The sequence below is a fragment of the Enterobacter genomosp. S genome (assembly GCF_001631805.1).
GTDB lineage: Bacteria > Pseudomonadota > Gammaproteobacteria > Enterobacterales > Enterobacteriaceae > Enterobacter > Enterobacter quasihormaechei.
In genome coordinates this window covers 339,035-357,166 of the sequence record NZ_LVVA01000012.1, presented here as the reverse complement: position 1 = coordinate 357,166, position 18,132 = coordinate 339,035, and the positions used below count along the sequence as shown (strand labels likewise).

16 protein-coding genes are annotated in these 18,132 nt (G+C 56.0%); 4 read left to right on the top strand and 12 right to left on the bottom strand.

The genetic code is table 11. From position 1 onward, the window contains the following. Window positions 1-6 precede the first annotated feature (6 nt). Window positions 7-1,767 (bottom strand): LPS biosynthesis-modulating metalloenzyme YejM, encoded by a 1,761-nt coding sequence (yejM, locus tag A3466_RS09315; RefSeq protein ID WP_063450347.1) that lies wholly within the window; start codon window positions 1,765-1,767, stop codon window positions 7-9. A 19-nt stretch (window positions 1,768-1,786) separates the two neighbouring features. Further along, window positions 1,787-2,014 carry a YejL family protein gene (locus tag A3466_RS09310; protein ID WP_063450346.1) on the bottom strand — a complete coding sequence of 76 codons (228 nt, stop codon included), beginning with the start codon at window positions 2,012-2,014 and terminating at the stop codon, window positions 1,787-1,789. Window positions 2,015-2,148: 134 nt separating this feature from the next. On the opposite strand from A3466_RS09310, the gene yejK reads away from it, so the two are divergent. Then, entirely contained in the window at window positions 2,149-3,156 is a 1,008-nt protein-coding gene (gene yejK, locus A3466_RS09305; RefSeq protein WP_028016284.1) for a nucleoid-associated protein YejK, read from the top strand. Between the two features lie 51 nt (window positions 3,157-3,207). Here yejK and rplY read toward each other — a convergent pair whose 3' ends face one another. Together rplY and A3466_RS09295 are read right to left on the bottom strand one after the other, a co-directional pair. Then, complete coding sequence (gene rplY, locus A3466_RS09300) at window positions 3,208-3,492, bottom strand: 50S ribosomal protein L25 (RefSeq protein ID WP_063450345.1); 285 nt, start codon at window positions 3,490-3,492, stop codon at window positions 3,208-3,210. A 125-nt stretch (window positions 3,493-3,617) separates the two neighbouring features. Then, window positions 3,618-5,378: a DEAD/DEAH box helicase gene (locus tag A3466_RS09295; RefSeq protein WP_063450344.1), complete on the bottom strand. Its 1,761-nt coding sequence runs from the start codon at window positions 5,376-5,378 to the stop codon at window positions 3,618-3,620. Window positions 5,379-5,529: 151 nt separating this feature from the next. On the opposite strand from A3466_RS09295, the gene rsuA reads away from it, so the two are divergent. The 3 genes from rsuA (at window position 5,530) to A3466_RS09280 (ending at window position 8,073) form a co-directional block, all read left to right on the top strand. Further along, window positions 5,530-6,237: a 16S rRNA pseudouridine(516) synthase RsuA gene (gene rsuA, locus A3466_RS09290; RefSeq protein WP_063450343.1), complete on the top strand. Its 708-nt coding sequence runs from the start codon at window positions 5,530-5,532 to the stop codon at window positions 6,235-6,237. A 15-nt stretch (window positions 6,238-6,252) separates the two neighbouring features. Further along, window positions 6,253-7,452 (top strand): Bcr/CflA family multidrug efflux MFS transporter, encoded by a 1,200-nt coding sequence (locus tag A3466_RS09285; RefSeq protein ID WP_063450342.1) that lies wholly within the window; start codon window positions 6,253-6,255, stop codon window positions 7,450-7,452. A gap of 276 nt (window positions 7,453-7,728) precedes the next feature. Continuing rightward, window positions 7,729-8,073, top strand: coding sequence for a YejG family protein (locus tag A3466_RS09280; protein WP_003859372.1), 345 nt, complete (start codon window positions 7,729-7,731; stop codon window positions 8,071-8,073). A gap of 3 nt (window positions 8,074-8,076) precedes the next feature. Here the strand turns inward: A3466_RS09280 and yejF are convergent, their stop codons facing one another. The 8 genes from yejF to A3466_RS09240 form a co-directional block, all read right to left on the bottom strand. Further along, window positions 8,077-9,666 carry a microcin C ABC transporter ATP-binding protein YejF gene (yejF, locus tag A3466_RS09275; protein ID WP_063450341.1) on the bottom strand — a complete coding sequence of 530 codons (1,590 nt, stop codon included), beginning with the start codon at window positions 9,664-9,666 and terminating at the stop codon, window positions 8,077-8,079. A gap of 1 nt (window position 9,667) precedes the next feature. Further along, entirely contained in the window at window positions 9,668-10,693 is a 1,026-nt protein-coding gene (locus A3466_RS09270; protein WP_063450340.1) for a microcin C ABC transporter permease, read from the bottom strand. Beyond that, a complete protein-coding gene (locus A3466_RS09265) occupies window positions 10,693-11,787 on the bottom strand; it encodes a microcin C ABC transporter permease YejB (protein WP_063450339.1) in 1,095 nt (364 codons plus the stop codon). The genes A3466_RS09270 and A3466_RS09265 overlap by 1 nt, the downstream gene beginning before the upstream one ends. 9 nt (window positions 11,788-11,796) lie before the next feature. Then, complete coding sequence (locus A3466_RS09260; protein WP_063450338.1) at window positions 11,797-13,602, bottom strand: extracellular solute-binding protein; 1,806 nt, start codon at window positions 13,600-13,602, stop codon at window positions 11,797-11,799. Between the two features lie 75 nt (window positions 13,603-13,677). Beyond that, window positions 13,678-15,231 (bottom strand): cyclic di-GMP phosphodiesterase, encoded by a 1,554-nt coding sequence (locus tag A3466_RS09255; RefSeq protein ID WP_063450337.1) that lies wholly within the window; start codon window positions 15,229-15,231, stop codon window positions 13,678-13,680. A gap of 128 nt (window positions 15,232-15,359) precedes the next feature. Beyond that, a complete protein-coding gene (gene mepS, locus A3466_RS09250) occupies window positions 15,360-15,929 on the bottom strand; it encodes a bifunctional murein DD-endopeptidase/murein LD-carboxypeptidase (RefSeq protein ID WP_003859364.1) in 570 nt (189 codons plus the stop codon). A 415-nt stretch (window positions 15,930-16,344) separates the two neighbouring features. Beyond that, window positions 16,345-17,058 carry a phosphatase PAP2 family protein gene (locus A3466_RS09245; RefSeq protein ID WP_063450336.1) on the bottom strand — a complete coding sequence of 238 codons (714 nt, stop codon included), beginning with the start codon at window positions 17,056-17,058 and terminating at the stop codon, window positions 16,345-16,347. Window positions 17,059-17,091: 33 nt separating this feature from the next. Beyond that, window positions 17,092-18,078: a CobW family GTP-binding protein gene (locus A3466_RS09240; RefSeq protein WP_063450335.1), complete on the bottom strand. Its 987-nt coding sequence runs from the start codon at window positions 18,076-18,078 to the stop codon at window positions 17,092-17,094. Window positions 18,079-18,132: the final 54 nt, after the last annotated feature.

Below are 18,132 nucleotides of genomic sequence, written 5' to 3'. Positions count from 1 at the left end.
AAATAATCAGTTAGCGATAAAGCGCTTCTCGTCTGTCAGCACCTGCAACAGCAAGCTGAGCTGCGGTTTCTGATCTTTCAGCTTCTCACCTTCGAGATTATACGTCTGGTAATTTCCGTTGCTGTTCAGCACCAGGGACAGCGTCGGCGTGGTCACTACCAGCGTATTTCCGCCGGCAGCCGTGACCCAGTTATGACGGCGCGTGGCGCTAAAGAGGTCCTGTCCCTGCGAGTACTCATTCGCCGGCGTGCTGACGTGCAGCAGCCGTTGCATTAGTGTGGTCATGACGTCTTTATGGTCGGTCAGCATGTTGATGCGCTGCGCGGGCGTGCCCGGCCAGTGGATCACCAGGGGAACATGCAGGTTGGGACGCGACCATTCCATGCCCTTCGCCTCGTCGCCGAGCGGCACGCCGTGTCCCGCCGTGATAATGACGACCGTATTGTCCAGCTTGCCCGCGTCGCGCAGGGCGGTCAGTACGCGGCCGATCTGCGCATCGACGTCACCCGCCGCACGGCTATAGCGGCGCGCGAAGCCTTTCTGATTGCTGTCATCAAGCGTTGTGCCGTTAAACGCAACCCAGGAGAACCAGCGGTTATCTTCCTGCGCATAGCGCTTCAGCCAGTCTATCCACTGGTCAGCGGTCCGATCGTCAGACTGGCTCTGCGCGGCAGGCAGTGAGAAATCAGACAGCAGCGCCTGGCGGTACAGCGAGCTGTTGAAGCCATCGGAGGCGAACAGTCCCAGCTGGTAGCCCTGCTGATTAAGCCCGGTAATCAGCGCGGCCGGAATACGGGCAGACAGCACGCCGTCCATATAGCTTGGTGAAATGCCGTAGAACAGGCCAAAAATACCCGCGTCGGTTGAATTACCGGAGCTCATATGCTGAGTGAATGCGATGTTGTTCTGCGCGAATTCAGCCAGGGCTGGCATCTGTTTCTCATAGCGAGAATAGTTCAGGCCATCAACGGTAATCAGCAGCACGTTCTGACCGCGGCCCATGTCGCGATATTTCAGATCGCTCAAAGGATACTGCACGCTAACCGCTTCCGGATTACCCTGTTCCACCAGACGACGCTGGTACTCCTGCGCATCCAGCAGGCCGTGTTTTTCCAGGAAACGACGCGCCGTCATCGGATAGGAGAGCGGCAGATTCGCGCGCTGCATGGTAATCGGGCGGTAGAAGTTCGCATCTGCCCAGATATACATCAGATGCGAACCGATAAATGAGGCGAAAAAGAGCGCCGCGACGGGCTTCGCGTAATGGCGGCGTCGGGTCAGACTGCGGAGCTTTTGCCAGCTCCACGTGGCGAACAGCATTTCAATCAGCAGGATAATCGGCACGCTGATAAACATCAGCTGCCAGTCGCGCGCGGTCTCGTTCTGATCCGGGTTAATCACCAGCTCCCAGACGATAGGGTTCAGGTGCAGGTGGAACCGGGTGAAGACTTCGCTGTCGATAAGCAACAGGGTCATGCCCGCCGTCGCAAGGATAGCGGACAGGAAGCGCATCAGCCGTTGCGACATGACGATAAACGTCAGAGGGAACAGGATCAGCAGATAGGTGGCGAAAACCAGAAAGCTAAAGTGACCAACAAGGCTCATCCACGAGTAGACTCGCCCGGTTAACGTGGTTGGCCAGTCCGCCACGAACAGATAACGGCAGCCGAGCACCATCGCCAACAGAATGTTGAACAGGGCAAACCAGTGCCCCCAGCTGACCATCTGGGAGACTTTTTCACGGTAGCGCTGACGATTCGTCACCATAAACTGTTGTTCGTTTCCCTTAGTGTGCCTGGTCGTCGCTAACGGAGGACTGCAATGCCTGGGCGAAAGATTTGGCGATCGCCTGACGCTGAGCCGGAGCAACGCTGGTATTAATCAGATTGGTAACCATATTTCCCAAAACCATCAGGGAGAGATCGGTTGGCGTTTTATGTTTTTCCAGTACGTTGACCAGCTCACCGAGCAGTTGTTCAACGTGTTCGTCACTGTAGCGGGAATGTTGTGGCATAAATCAAAATCAGTTTGTTGAGAGAAGGGCGACATATTACCGTAGCAACAGCTTTTTTTCCCCTTTTTTATCTTCTGTTGCACACATGCGTTGGTGGTGGTTGAATACCGCCCGGTCTAAAAGGAGAGTTTATCATGAGTCTGGAAATCAACCAGATTGCCTTGCACCAGCTTATCAAGCGTGATGAGCAAACCCTTGAAGTGGTGCTGCGCGATTCGTTACTGGAACCAACGCCTACCGTTGTCGAGATGATGGCGGAGCTGCATCGCGTCTACAGCGCGAAAAATAAAGCCTATGGCTTGTTCAGCGAAGAGAGCGAGCTGGCGGATAGCCTGCGCCTGCAACGTCAGGGCGAAGAGGATTTCCTGGCGTTCAGCCGCGCTGCCACGGGCCGTCTGCGTGACGAACTGGCGAAATATCCCTTCGCCGATGGCGGTATCGTCCTGTTCTGCCACTACCGTTATCTGGCGGTAGAGTATCTGCTGGTGACCGTGCTGAATAACTTAAGCAGCATGCGCGTGAACGAGCAGCTGGATATCAGCTCAACGCACTATCTGGATATCAACCATGCGGATATCGTGGCGCGTATCGATTTAACCGAATGGGAAACCAACCCGGAATCGACGCGCTACCTGACCTTCCTCAAAGGCCGCGTGGGCCGCAAAGTGGCGGATTTCTTTATGGACTTCCTCGGCGCCAGCGAAGGGCTGAACGCCAAAGCGCAGAACAAAGGTCTGCTCCAGGCGGTGGATGACTTTACGGCTGAGGCGCAGCTTGATAAGTCTGAGCGTCAGAACGTGCGTCAGCAGGTTTACAGCTACTGCAACGAGCAGTTACAGGCCGGGGAAGAGATTGAGCTGGAGTCGCTATCCAAAGAGCTGGCGGGCGTCAGCGAAGTCAGCTTCCAGGAATTTACTGCGGACAAAGGCTATGAGCTGGAAGAGAGCTTCCCGGCGGATCGCAGCACCCTGCGTCAGCTGACGAAATTTGCCGGCAGCGGCGGTGGGTTAACCATTAACTTTGATGCCATGCTGCTCGGGGAACGTATCTTCTGGGATCCGGCCACCGACACGCTGACCATTAAAGGCACGCCACCGAACCTGCGCGATCAGCTCCAGCGTCGCACCTCAGGCGGTAAATAACGGCCATAAAAAAACCCCGCAGAAGCGGGGTTTTTCTCGACAGGTTTGCGATTACGCGCGAACGAAGTCGATGTGAGACAGTTTTGGCTTGAACGGGTGACGCTGAACAGCCTGAACTTTCACTTTTTCTTCTTTACCGCCAACAACGATGGTCAGAACTTCGCTGTAGAATTCAGCTTTAGTCTGCATGTTCCATACTTTGTCGTGATCCAGTTCGATAGCAACTGGAGCAGCTTCGCCACCGTAAACGATAGCCGGGAACTTGTTAGCGGTACGCAGGCGGCGGCTCGCACCCTTACCCTGCACGTTACGTACTTCTGCTTCGATAGTGAACATTGATTTCTCTCTGTATTTAAAACCCTGCTACAGGCGACCCAGCAGCAGGTGAGTGTTCTGCCTCACGGATGTGAAGCGGGCGGCATTTTATACTCAAATGGCGCGCGCATCAACGAAAAGTCCCGCTAACCGCGTAATTCGTTTGCCCGCCGGAAGCGCCCTTCATAGTCAAAGACCTTCTCACGCACCTGCCAGAACTGGCCTTTTTTGCGGGCGACAACGAAATCGGGATGGCGCAGCAGCACCTGCTGGTGCACGATATCCGCCACGGTTATCCAGCGCAGCGGCACGCCGGGCGTGCGGGTATGCGGGCGGATAAAAAGCTGTTCGAACGCGGTTCGCTGGGCGGGCGTCTGAACCCTGAACCGCTCGCTGACGTCTGCGCCGTCCTCGTCGTAATAGGTAATCTTTAGCCACTCGCCTTTTTCATCCGCGCCGGGCTGTAGCGCCATGCCGGAACAGCGCAGCACCAGCGCATCCTTCAGCTTCAGCGCCGCTTTCAGCATGTCGTCCGGGTCGACCAGCACCGTGTCACACTCCCGACAACGGCGGGCAGCGATGTCGTTCTCGGCGTTGCACTGCGGGCAGTTTTTGAAGCGGAAGCGGAAGTCGCACTGCTCGCGATGACCGTCGTCGTCTTCAAACCAGCCCTGACAGCGGCGGCCAAAGTGCTCAATCAGCGTGCCGTCGGCGGTGGTTTTGCCCCAGAAGGTGTTGGCAAACCCGCAGGCCGGGCAAAATACCTGTACCGGCACGTTGTCGCTTTTGCCTTTTGGCGTGCCCACTTCCGGGGAGTAGAGATCGTGCGGGTTACCGGCGTAATCGAGGATCAGGCAGTCGGTTTTGCCCGGCGCCAGGCGCAGCCCGCGCCCGACAATCTGCTGATACAGGCTGACGGATTCGGTCGGGCGCAGAATCGCAATCAGGTCGACGTGCGGGGCGTCAAACCCGGTGGTTAATACGGAGACATTCACCAGGTAGCGGAACTGCTGGGCTTTGAAGGCCTCAATCAGGCTGTCGCGCTCCGGCCCGGGGGTTTCACCGGTAATTAACGCCGCGTCGTCGGCGGGCAGCAGCCCCGTGATTTCGCGCGCGTGTTCGACGGTGGCAGCAAAAATCATCACCCCTTTACGCGTTTGCGCGAACTCTTCAATCTGGCTGATGATATGCGGCGTGATACGCTTCTGTTTTTTCAGCTCATGGTTAAGATCCGCCTCGCTGAACAGCCCGTTGCTCTGCGCCTGTAAGCGGCTAAAATCGTACTGCACGACCGGCATATCCAGCCGCTCCGGGGGCGTCAGGTAGCCGTGTTTGATCATGTAGCGCAGCGGAAGCTCATAGATACAGTCGCGGAACAGGGCCTTTTCGTCGCCACGCACCATCCCGTGATAATGGAACTGATAAATCCAGCCCTTGCCCAGACGAAACGGCGTGGCGGTCAGGCCGAGCAGGCGTAAGTGAGGGTTCACCTCTTTCAGGTGAGTAAGGATTTGCTGATACTGGCTGTCATCGTCATCGCTGATGCGGTGACACTCGTCGACAATCAGCAGGGAAAACTCGCTGCGAAACAGGTCCAGGTTGCGGGCCACCGACTGTACGCTGCCAAACACCACTTTTCCGTGGCTCTCTTTGCGCTTCAGCCCGGCGGCAAAAATGTCGGCCTCCAGGCCGAGCGCACAATATTTGGCGTGGTTTTGCGCCACCAGCTCTTTGACGTGCGCCAGCACCAGCACGCGCCCGCGGGCCAGGCGCGCCAGTTCGGCGATCACCAGGCTTTTACCTGCTCCGGTCGGGAGCACGATGGCGGCGGGTTCCCGGTGTTTGCGAAACCAGGCGAGGGTGGCATCAACGGCTTCCTGCTGATAGGGGCGTAGTGTGAAAGTCATGGCTTCTCTATTCAGTTAACTCGCATATAGTATGCCACGAAACTTTTTCCCTTGAGTGGCGCAACCAGACCATTATACTGAACTGTTTCTGACTGCTTCTTTTTCGGACGCGTAGTCCGACTTCCAGCACCATTAAGGCTAAAAAGATTTCATGCGACTTGATAAGTTTATCGCTCAGCAACTCGGCGTAAGCCGCGCTATTGCCGGGCGTGAAATTCGCGCCAGCCGCGTAACCGTGGACGGCGACATTGTGAAAGACAGCGCTTTTAAACTCCAGCCCGACCACGAGGTGGAGTATGACGGCAACCCGCTGACCCAGCAGAATGGCCCGCGCTACTTCATGCTCAACAAACCGGAAGGGTACGTCTGTTCAACGGACGATCCGGATCACCCGACGGTGCTCTACTTCCTGGATGAGCCTGTGGCGCACAAGCTGCATGCGGCAGGGCGTCTGGATATTGATACCACCGGCCTGGTGCTGATGACCGACGACGGGCAGTGGTCGCACCGCATCACCTCCCCGCGCCATCACTGTGAGAAAACCTATCGGGTGACGCTGGAGTCGCCGGTCTCGGATGACACGGCAGAGCAATTCGCGAAAGGCGTTCAGCTGCATAATGAAAAAGATCTGACCAAACCAGCGGTGCTGGAAGTCATCACCCCAACAGACGTCCGTCTGACCATCAGTGAAGGCCGCTACCACCAGGTGAAACGTATGTTTGCCGCCGTGGGCAACCACGTGGTGGGGCTGCATCGTGAACGTATCGGCGCGATTGAGCTCGATCCAGACCTTGAGCCAGGGGAATATCGCCCGCTGACGGTAGAAGAGATCGCCAGCGTCGGGCTGCCTTCACGCTAAATTCAGGAGAACCCTGTGACCACCAGGCCACACTCGTCGTTTAAAATTGTGTTTATCCTTGGCCTGCTGGCCATGCTGATGCCGCTGTCTATCGATATGTATCTGCCCGCGCTGCCAGTGATTTCCGCGCAGTTTGGCGTACCGGCAGGCAGCGCGCAGATGACGCTCAGCACCTACATTCTTGGTTTTGCCCTCGGTCAGCTCTTTTATGGCCCAATGGCCGACAGCCTGGGGCGTAAACCGGTTATCCTGGGCGGGACATTGATATTTGCCGCGGCGGCGGTGGCCTGTGCGCTGGCGCAGAGTATCGATCAGCTTATCGTGATGCGTTTCTTCCATGGCCTGGCGGCGGCTGCGGCAAGCGTGGTGATTAACGCGCTGATGCGCGACGTCTACCCGAAGGAAGAGTTCTCGCGCATGATGTCGTTCGTCATGCTGGTCACGACCATTGCGCCGCTGGTCGCCCCCATGGTGGGCGGGGCGGTGCTGGTGTGGTTCAGCTGGCATGCGATTTTCTGGATCCTGGCGATTGCTGCGCTGCTGGCCTCGGTGATGATCTTCGTCTTTATCGATGAAACGCTGCCGGTCGAGCGCCGTCAGAAGTTTCACGTCCGCACCACGCTTGGCAACTTTGCCTCGCTGTTTCGCCACAAGCGCGTGCTGAGCTATATGCTGGCCAGCGGCTTTAGCTTTGCCGGGATGTTCTCGTTTCTGAGCGCGGGGCCGTTTGTGTACATCGAACTGAACCACGTGTCACCTCAGCACTTTGGCTACTATTTCGCGCTGAATATCGCGTTCCTGTTTGTGATGACCATTATCAACAGCCGCTTTGTGCGGCGGGTCGGGGCGCTGAATATGTTCCGCGCCGGGCTGTGGATCCAGTTCGTGATGGCTATCTGGCTGGTATTGAGCGCGTTGCTGGGCGTCGGCTTCTGGGCGCTGGTGGTGGGCGTGGCGGCGTTTGTCGGCTGCGTGTCGATGGTTTCATCCAACGCGATGGCGGTGATCCTCGACGAATTCCCGCATATGGCGGGCACCGCCTCGTCGCTGGCAGGGACGTTCCGTTTCGGAATTGGCGCGATAGTCGGAGCGCTGCTCTCAATGGCGACGTTTAATACCGCCTGGCCGATGCTGTGGGCGATCGCCCTCTGCGCGACCAGCTCCATCCTCTTCTATCTGTATGCCAGTCGGCCGCGTAAGACGGCGCATAAATGACCACTTAAGGCCCGAGACGGGCCTTTTTGTTGACCCATATCAACCAACCCTTCGTTCGTTTACCCTGTGTTTGTTTCTTTTATGTAAAATCTATTTATGTAAAAAGTCACATCATTGTATTTAAAAAGGTTGAGTTAGATCGCAGAAACGGGTACATATAGCGCCGACGTGAGCCTGCAACGCCTATAAAATCCGCTAAACAGTGCAGGTTGGCGATGATGTGTTACTATAAATGTAAATAAATTGTGAAGTAAATTTGCTTCCGGGGATCTGAACGTGAATACATTACAACTCTCCATTGTCCATCGCTTGCCCCAGAGCTATCGCTGGTCGACGGGTTTTGCAGGTTCGAAAGTTGAACCGATTCCGCAAAGCGTTGCCGGGGAGGATAATTGTCTGGTGGCGCTCAAGCTGCTCAGCCCGAGCGATGAAAACGCGTGGCCGGTTATGGAACGTCTCAGCCAGGCGCTGACGGACATCGAAGTAGACAGCTCCGTTCTGGAATGCGAAGGTGAGCCGTGCCTGTTTGTTAACAGCCAGGATGAATTTGCCGCGACCTGCCGCCTGAAAAACTTCGGCGTGGCCATTGCCGAGCCGTTCTCTGGTCAATATCCTTTCTGAGTGCTAGTCAGCGGACAATAGCTGGCGCGTGTAATCCTGCGTCGGCGCGGTAAATACGCGCTGGCACTCTCCTTGCTCAACAACCTCTCCCTGCCGCAATACCACTACCTGATGGCAAAGCGCACGCACCACCTGTAAATCGTGGCTGATAAAGATATAGGCCAGCCGATGCTTTTCCTGTAGCCCCTTCAGCAGCGTCAGGATCTGCGCCTGTACGGTGCGGTCCAGCGAGGACGTCGGCTCGTCCAGCACGATCAGCTCCGGTTTCAGGATCAGCGCGCGGGCAATCGCGATACGCTGGCGCTGACCGCCTGAAAACTCTGCCGGGTAGCGGTGGCGGGTTTCGGGATCTAACCCGACTTCCGCCAGCACCCGCTTCACCTCACTTTCGCGCTGCTGTGCCGTCAGCGCGGGCTGGTGGACGCGCAGGCCCTCCTCGACAATCTGCAACACGCTTAGCCGCGGGTTCAGCGAAGAGTTCGGATCCTGAAATACCACCTGCATGCGCGGGCGGACGGGCAGCATTTGGCGGCGGCTCAGGTTTTGCAGCGGCATGCCGTCAAAGAGAATGTCTCCCTGCGAGGCAATCAGGCGAAGCAGGGCCAGGCCGGTGGTGCTTTTGCCCGAGCCGGATTCGCCCACAAGCCCAAGCGACTCACCCGCACGCAGAGAGAAGCTCATGTTTTTCAGGACATGATTATGATCAACCACGCGGCGCAAAATGCCCTTGCGGATCGGGAATAACACCGACAGCCCCTCAACCTTCAGCAACGGCGCGCTGTCGGCGTTAAGCGGAACCGGGTCGCCAGAAGGTTCGCTGTCCAGCAGGCGCCGGGTATACGGGTGCTGAGGCGCGCTCAGCAGGGCGGATGCCCAGTTCTGTTCCACGCAGCGGCCGTTTTGCATCACGGCCACCGCGTCAGCGAGCTTTTTCACGATGCTCAGGTTGTGCGTAATAAACAGCAGGCTCATGTTCAGCTCGTCGCGAAGCTCGCGCAGCAGTTGCAGAATTTGCGCCTGCACCGTGACGTCCAGCGCAGTGGTGGGTTCATCCGCAATCAACAGCTCGGGGCGCGTCAGCAGGGCCATCGCGATCATCACGCGCTGGCGCTCGCCGCCGGAAAGCTGGTGCGGGAAATCGTTCAGTCGTTTCGCCGCATGACGAATGCCGGTGCGCTCCAGGCAGTCCAGAATTTCTCCCCGCGCCGCCTCTTTACGCATCCCCCGATGAAGTGACAGCACTTCATAAAGCTGTTTTTCCAGCGTATGCAGTGGGTTAAGCGACACCATCGGCTCCTGGAAAATCATGGCAATTTTATTGCCGCGAATGCCGCGCAGGGTTTGCTCATCCGCATTCAGCAGCGATTGCCCATGGAACAGAATGTCTCCCTGCGGATAGCTGACCGGCGGGGAAGGGAGCAGGCGCAGCACCGAAAGCGCCGAGACGCTTTTACCGGAACCGGATTCCCCGACCAGCGCCAGCGTCTCTCCGCGTTGGATCTGCAACGATAAATCCGTCACTACCGTGCGGGATTCGCCCTGCTTTGAAAACGCAATCGACAGGTTTTCTATGCTCAGAAGAGGCCGGGTCATGTCATACCGCCTTGTTGGGATCGAAGGCATCGCGCACGGCTTCGCCAATAAAAATCAGCAGGGAAAGCAGCACCGCCACGGAAAGGAATGCGGCGATGCCCAGCCAGGGGGCCTGAAGGTTGTTTTTGCCCTGTAACAGCAGTTCGCCAAGAGACGGTGAGCCCAACGGCAAACCGAAGCCCAGAAAATCGAGCGACGTCAGGGTGGTGATGGAGCTACACAAAATAAACGGCAGGAAGGTGAGGGTCGCTACTACCGCATTGGGAAGCATATGGCGGAAGATGATTGCGCGATCGCTCACGCCTAACGCCTGTGCGGCGCGAATATAGTCGTAATTTCGCGTGCGCAGAAACTCCGCGCGCACCACGCCGACCAGCGCCATCCAGCCGAACAGGACGGTGATCCCGAGCAGCCACCAGAAGCCAGGCTGAACCACGCTGGAAAGCAGGATTATCAAAAACAGCGTCGGCATACCGGACCAGACTTCAATCACGCGCTGCCCCCACAAATCGATTTTTCCACCGTAATAGCCCTGCACGGCGCCCGCTACGACGCCCATGATGCTGGAAAAGAGCGTCAGCATCAGTCCAAACAGGAGCGAGATGCGGGTGCCGTAAAGAATGCGCGCCAGCACATCGCCGCCGTTCGCGTCCGTTCCCAGCCAGTTCTGCGAGGAAGGTGGGGAAGGGAAGGGGGTGGAGGTGGCATAGTTTATGCTGTTCGCGCCAAAGCGAATCGGTGCCCAGAGCGCCCAGCCGTGCTGCGCGATCTGTTCACGCAGCCAGGGATCCTGATACTCGGCTGGCGTCGCAAACGGGCCGCCAAAATCGCTTTCGCTATAGGTAGTAAGTACCGGCACGTACCAGCGGTCTTTGAAATGCACCAGCAGGGGTTTATCGTTGGCAATCAGTTCCGAACACAAACTTAAGACGAACAGGACGGCGAAGATCCACAGCGACCAGTAGCCGCGACGGTTGTGGCGAAAGCGAGCCCAGCGGGCCTGATTGACGGGGCTTAAACGCGACATCAGCGGCCCTCAAAATCGATACGGGGATCGACCAGCGTATAGCTGATATCGCTGATGATATTCAGCAGCAGGCCGATCAGGGTGAAAATATACAGTGTGCCAAACATCACCGGATAATCACGGGAGACGGTGGCCTCATAGCCCAGCAGCCCTAATCCGTTGAGAGAGAACATCACTTCTATCAGCAGCGAGCCGGTAAAAAACATACTGATGAACGTGGCGGGAAAACCGGCAATCACCAGCAGCATGGCGTTGCGAAAAACGTGCTTCCACATAATCTGCTTTTCACCGACGCCTTTGGCGCGGGCGGTGACCACGTACTGTTTGCGGATCTCATCGAGAAAGGCGTTTTTGGTGAGCATCGTAAGCGCCGCAAAGCCACCAATAACCGTCGCCAGCACCGGAAGCGTGATATGCCAGAAGTAGTCGGTGATTTTTTGATACCACGGCAGCGTGCTGAAATCCGCGGAGACCAGTCCGCGCAGCGGGAAGAGGTCGAAATAACTGCCGCCGGCAAAAAAGACAATCAGCAGCACGGCAAACAGAAACGCCGGGATAGCGTAGCCAATAATAATGAACGTGCTGCTCCAGATATCGAAACGGCTTCCGTTGTGGACCGCTTTGCGGATCCCCAGCGGAATGGAGACCAGATAGATTATCAGCGTTCCCCACAGCCCGAGCGTAATGGACACCGGCAGGCTTTGTTTGATCAGGGTTAACACCGAGGCGCTGCGAAACAGGCTGTCGCCAAAATCGAAACGGACGTAATCCCAGAGCATGTAGAAATAACGCTCGTGCAGCGGCTTATCGAAACCATAGCGGTGGGTGATCTCGGCGATCACCTCCGGATCCAGTCCACGGCCGCCCCGGTAGTGGCTTTCGCTGATATTGCCCACGCCCGTCCGGGCATGGCTGGCGCCCATCCCTTCGCCGCCGCCGCCCGGCATGCCGCCAGCGTGACCAAATTCTATTGCCGCAATCGCCTGGTCCACCGGGCCGCCGGGAGCAATCTGCACGATAAAAAAGTTAATGGTGATGATGGCCCACAGGGTTGGGATCACCAGCAGCAGTCGGCGGATAAGATAAGCGCCCATCGTCACTCCTTAACGCCGCGCTGCGGGCAGTTTTGCGGCTTTATTCACGTCATACCACCACGTATCAAAACCAAGCGTATAAACCGGGCGAACGGCGGGCAGGGAGAATTTGTCCCAGCGGGCCACGCGATCTTCACCCATGTACCACATCGGCAGCATGTAATAGTTCCAGGTTAACACCCGATCAAGCGCGCGCCCGAGCGGCAGAAGTTTCTCTTTATCGCCCTGAGCGGCCACGATTTTCGCAATCAGCGCATCAATCACCGGGCTCTTGACACCCGGTGCGTTGTAAGAGGAGTTGATATAGCCCGATGCCCAGGAGATTTGCAGATCGGAGCTCGGCCACGGCTGCGCGGCCCACAGGCTCTGCATCATGTCGTAATCGCGGCTGCGCTTGCGGTTGGTAAGCTGCGCGATATCCACCTGGCGAATATTCATGATCACCCCAAGCCGGGCAAGGTTCTTCTTAAAGGGCAGCACCCACTGGTCGTTCGCGCCGGAGGCAATCAGCAGTTCGAAGATCAGGGGTTTACCGGTTTTGGCATTGACCCGCTGCTGGTTTTTCAGCACCCATCCGGCGTCATCCAGCAGCTTGCTGGCTTTCAGCAGATTTTCACGGTCGAACCCGTTTCCGTCGGATTTGGGCGGTTCAAATACACGGGTGAACACCTCCGGCGGTAGCTGCGCTTTCATCGGAGCCAGCAGAACCAGTTCATCCGCGTGGGGATAATCACGGGCGGCGTATTCGGTATTCTGGAAATAGCTGTTTGCCCGGCTGTAGGCTCCGTAGAACAGCGCTTTGTTCATCCATTCAAAATCAAACGCCAGGGTAATGGCTTCACGCACCCGACGATCGGAAAACACCGGACGCTGGATGTTAAATGCCAGCCAGCGCGTATCCTGCGCAGATTCATTTTTGTGTTCGTCTTTAACGATATAGCCTTTCGCGAAGTTTTTTCCGATATACCGGGTAGCCCAGTTTTTGGCGCTGTTCTCGACACGTAAATCAAACGCGCCTGCCTTAAACGCCTCGAAGGCCACGTTGTCATCAAGGTAGTAGTCGTAGCGGAGGCTATCGAAATTCCAGCGGCCACGGTTTACCGGCAGTGAGGCAGCCCAGTAATCTTTTACGCGGGAATAGATCACATACTGGCCCATGCGCCAGGCAGTAATGCGATACGGTCCTCCGGCCAGCGGCGGGGTAGAAAGGGGATCGCTCAGCTTATGGTTTTTCCAGAACGATTCAGGCATGACGGGCAGGGAGAACAGGCTTAGCATGCTCTCTTTGTTTGGCTCACTCAGTTCGATTCGCACGGTCAGCGGGGCGATGGCTTTCACCGTGGTGCCCTTGTACACCAGACGAAACTGCGGCACGCCCTCGGTCATAAATTTATGAAAGGTGAACGCCACGTCGCGGGCGCTAACCTGGGATCCGTCATGAAAACGCGCCTGCGGATTGATCGCGATTTCTGCCCAGCTAAAATCATCGGCGTAACGCACGTTCTCGGCAACCAGGGGATAATAGCTGCCGGGCTCGTCGTCGGAGGTGACGAACAGCGTGTCATAGAGGGATTCGGTTCGGGCTGCCGCCACGCCGCGAAGGGCAAAGCGGTTAAAGTTATCAAACGTTCCCGTGGCGGAAAGCGTCACGTTCCCGCCTTTAGGTGCGGCGGGGTTCACGTAATCGTAGTGAGTAAAGTTGACCGCGTATTTCGGCTCGCCTATGACGGCAAAGGCCGTGCTTTCTTTGATGGACTGCGCCTGGCTCGATAGACTCACCAGCGCAAACAGCATCACTACAACGCGCATAATCATCGTGCGGCGGATCCCTTTGTTCACAGGCAGGCTCGGTTGAGGAGAATAATAAGTGACTGCGCTGCGATTGTGAAATTATTCCCCGAGCGTGACGTCGGGCTGCCACGTCTTAAACTCCTCCAGCGGCATCGGGCGACCGATCCAGTAGCCCTGAAGATAGTTCACGCCATGCTCGCGCAGCCACGTCGCCTGCTCAGGCGTTTCAACGCCCTCGGCGACGGTTAACATATTCAGGCGTCCCGCCAGCGTTAGCACCGCATCAAGCACCGGCGAGGTGACGGTCTCCGTCCCGATGGCGTTCACGAAACCGCGATCTATTTTCAGGTAATCCATGGTGAAGCGTTCAAGATAGATCAGCGCGCTGTGGCCGGTGCCAAAATCATCGATGGCAATTTCAAAACCTTCATCGTGCAGCCATTCGAACAGCTGATTAGCCTCGCGGTGGTTAATCATGTCGCGCTCGGTTATTTCCAGCACTATCTGGAAGTGATCGGGCGGCAGGGCAGCGGCAAAGGCGAGCATATCCTCTTTAAAGCTTTCCGCATGCAGATGACCGGGCGCAATGTTTATCCCGAACTTGGCGCCGGGCGGAAGCCGCGTTTGCAGAACCGGGGCATCGCGAACGATCAGGTCAAAAAGGTGCAGCGTCAGCGGAACAATAAGTTTCTGCGCTTCGGCGAAGGTGATAAAAGCATCCGGTGGGATTTCACCCATCACCGGATGCTTCCAGCGCATCAGGACTTCCAGCCCGGTCATTTTGAGCGACTGCGCATTCACAACGGGTTGATAGACCACGTAAAACTGGTCGCGCTTGATGGCCGTGAGGATCTCTTTCCCAGGATTCAGACGGATAGTGAGGATATAAAAGTTCAACAGACCCGCCGCGATGCCGCAGACCAGACCGAAAAATACGGCGTATAGCACCTCATCAGTCGTCCATGCCTGCGCATAGACGTTAACGGTCAGAGGAATATTTTTCAGCGTGGCGGTGCGGGCAGGGACGTCAGGCAAATCACTCGCCTGAACCAGCATTTCGGACCGGGTGGATAACGCAGAATCGCCTATGACGATGGCAATGCCGGCAAACTCATCCTGGCGCGAGGTGTAGAGAAGGTATGGCGACAGGTTGAGGTTGACGGAGGTAAACACGCCGCCGTCTTTCACCAGCGGATTGCGATACCAGATGGCAATCGCGGGCTTATCCGGCAGCATGGGCGTGCCCGGCAGGAGCGCGATATCAACAGGTTTGCTGATATGTAATTGAGGAATAAGCGTTTCCATCGGGGTATTCATCGGACCTGTTGCCGAAGAGCAGAAGGCCTGTTTATCCCTGACCAGCAAAAAGGCGCGCACGTTAATGCTGAAGGCCGCGCGTGAGGTCAGCGCCGCGCTGACTTCGTCACAGCTGTTCAGCGTGAGCGGCTGGAGCGTATCAATAGAGGTTTTGAGCTCGTCAAAATAGCCCTCCATATAGACGCTTAAATCCGTAATGAGGGTATCGAACCTGACTTCTCGCTTGTGATAACTCCAGTAAAACTGTAACGCACCCAGAAGCAGGGCGGTGAATAACCCCGTAAGAAAACTGAGAAACAGTATCTTACGGTTGCTGGAGAAGTAGCGGGTAAACATAGATGTCGTAATTCCTGAAATGCCGCTGGATGTCTATCAGTGTAACGGGCAAAAAAAAACACTGCCGGAGCAGTGCTTTTTTTTATCGTATCGCCAGCCAAGGGATAACCCACGATACGACAGCAAGATTAACTACGGCTCAGAACGCGGCGAGCTTCGTTGTAGCGCTTTTTCCAGTAAGGTTCGTTCATGCTGGAAATCGTCACGCCGCTGCTGGTGGAAGCATGGACAAACTGATCGTTACCGATATAGATGCCAACGTGCCGACCGGTTGAACCCGCTCTGAACAGGACTAAATCTCCCGTGCGCAGTTTAGTACGCGAAATGGACTTGCCCATTTCCTGCTGTTCATAAGTAGAACGCGGAAGGTCTAACCCAAACTGCTCGCGGAACGTACGCTGTACGAACGCAGAACAATCGATGCCTTTCTTGGTGCTGCCGCCCAGACGGTAACGCACGCCTTTCCAGTCAGCATACTGATCCATAATGCGCGACTTAACGTCGAGATTACGTACCATATTTTCAAATTCATCCTGAGAGGCTTGCAGTGAAGAGGAATCTTCCATTCCCACAACACGCGTCTCAGGATGCATATTCTTCGCGGTGTTCGTTGTGCTACATGCCGAAAGCAGAACCGCCACTGCAATCGCCGGGATCCCCCGCAAGATATATCTCAAGATTGGTTGAGATTTGACCATTTTGTTTGTTTTCCCTTGAAGTCCTTAACGAAAATATCGTTATAAAAATGCCAACCGTGACGAGACTAATTATCTGTTCACAATGAGACAATTCTTTATAGTGAAAACTGTGGCGCAACGCACAAAATTATTTACCACGATAATAATTGTCTCAGTGGGGCAAAACGAGTTCGAGGTTAACCGATTGCTCAGGGTATTGCGAGCAAAAAAGTCCGTTTTTTTATAAGAAATTGTGATACACAACGTTACAGCGTGGAAATGCTCAAAACGCCGCCATTCCTGACGCTAATCCCTGCAATTGCTTCATTTTTATCACGAATAGAATGACGGGATGATGACAGGGGGGAATGGCGCCGGTAAGAAGGGAGACAGGGATCGAAAACAATCCCTGATGAATGGTGTTAATTTGCGTTATTTATTTGTTTCCGACTTGTTTAAATTTGCCGGGAAGATAGCGATCAAAAATACCTATTAAGCGATCGCTCAACGGGGTCATCAGTACCCAGGGTAAGCCAATCAACACCGCCGTGAATGAACCCACGGCGATATCGGTCAGCCAGTGCGCGCCAATCATTACCCGCGGGAATGCGAATACCACAACAATAACCAGGGCAATGGCGAAGGCTTTTTTACCGAAATAGCGCAGCATAAAGCCAGCAAAAATCAGCAGCATCATACCGTGGTCGCCCGGGAAACTGTCCTTCGAGGCATCTTTGGTTGGAATATGCAGCAGCTCGCTGACGCGGTTAATGTTCGGGAAAGAGAGCGACGGACTGGCGCGTTTAACCGGCATCAGATGCTGCGCCAGCTGGTTGATAATCACAGCGGTCAGCAACATCACCAGGCCGATAATCAGAATACGGCGACGACCCGTTTTGTCTTCTTTCAGCCAGAAGGAGAGCATCAGGCAGCCCATTGCCAGCAACGAACAGCCGTCAAAGGCGCGGTTGTTGGTGATCGCGACCAGCCACAGGAAGGCCTCGCTCTTCGCCAGCGCCTGATTAAAGAAGTGGAAAAGACCGGAATCCAGCGGGAACCAGAAACCGTGATCCACCGGAAGATACCAGGAGAAAAAGATCGCCAGGCCGGCAGCATTAAGCAATAAAATAGCAGGAAGTCGAGTCGTCATAGTCTTCAGCACTGAATAAAACCAGCGGCAACGTTAGCCGCCCAAACTTAAACGAAGCTTCAACAGGCTTGACTGGAGGGCATTCCAGTCGGTATTAACCGCACTAATTAACTCTATCCGGCTGTCGGGCGGTGCGACGTTCTGGGTTTCTATGAAGAAATCCTCGCCCTGACGGTTAATGCGAACCAGACCATCCGGGGTGCGCATGATCCCTTTTACCCGCTCAACCGGAGCCAGTCTCGACCACTCCAGTATACCAATGGTGTCGAAAACCGTATCGGCATCGAAGATCCATCCGCACGCCTGGTGCCCCTGGCCGCTGTTCAGGTTTCGGCGCCAGCGCTGATGTTCCGGCAGGCTCAGTGCAGCCAGTCCTTGCTTCGCGCCGTGGCTGTGCGAATGCTCTGCGCTGGCGGGCAGTTGCGTCTGGTTGAGGCGGGGAAAGTCTAGCAGGGCGCCGTCAATATTGCCCTGGGTGGTCTGAACATACCGACGACCACCGCCAGCCTGCTGCCACCAGGACTCGAACGCGGCCTGGCTCTCGGCCGTCGCACGATCGGATTTATTCGCCACGATAATGTCTGCCGAGGCGAGCTGATCGCGGAAATTGTCGTTACCGATCGCTTTTTCATCCAGCAGCTGGCGGGGATCAAGCAGGCAAAGCGTCGCACGCAGCTCAAGCCATGGCTCGTATACTGGAGCGGTCAGTAGATCAAGGATTTGCTTCGGATGACCCAGGCCGGTGGGCTCAATCAGCAGACGGTCCGGCTTGCCCTGGCGCAGCAGCGTATTCAGGCCGACCTGCATCGGCAGACCATTCACGCAGCACATGCACCCGCCCGGGATCTCTTTCACCATTGCGCCGCTGTCGGCGAGCAACGCGCCGTCGATCCCCACTTCGCCAAATTCGTTGACCAGCACGGCCCACTTTTCCGCCGGATCTTTATTGGCCAGCAAATGCAGAATGGACGTAGTTTTACCGCTGCCGAGAAAACCGGTGATCAGGTTGGTTTTGGTCACGTGCGCTCCGATAGATAATTGTGATGTCGTAACAATTATCTATCATCCTGACGA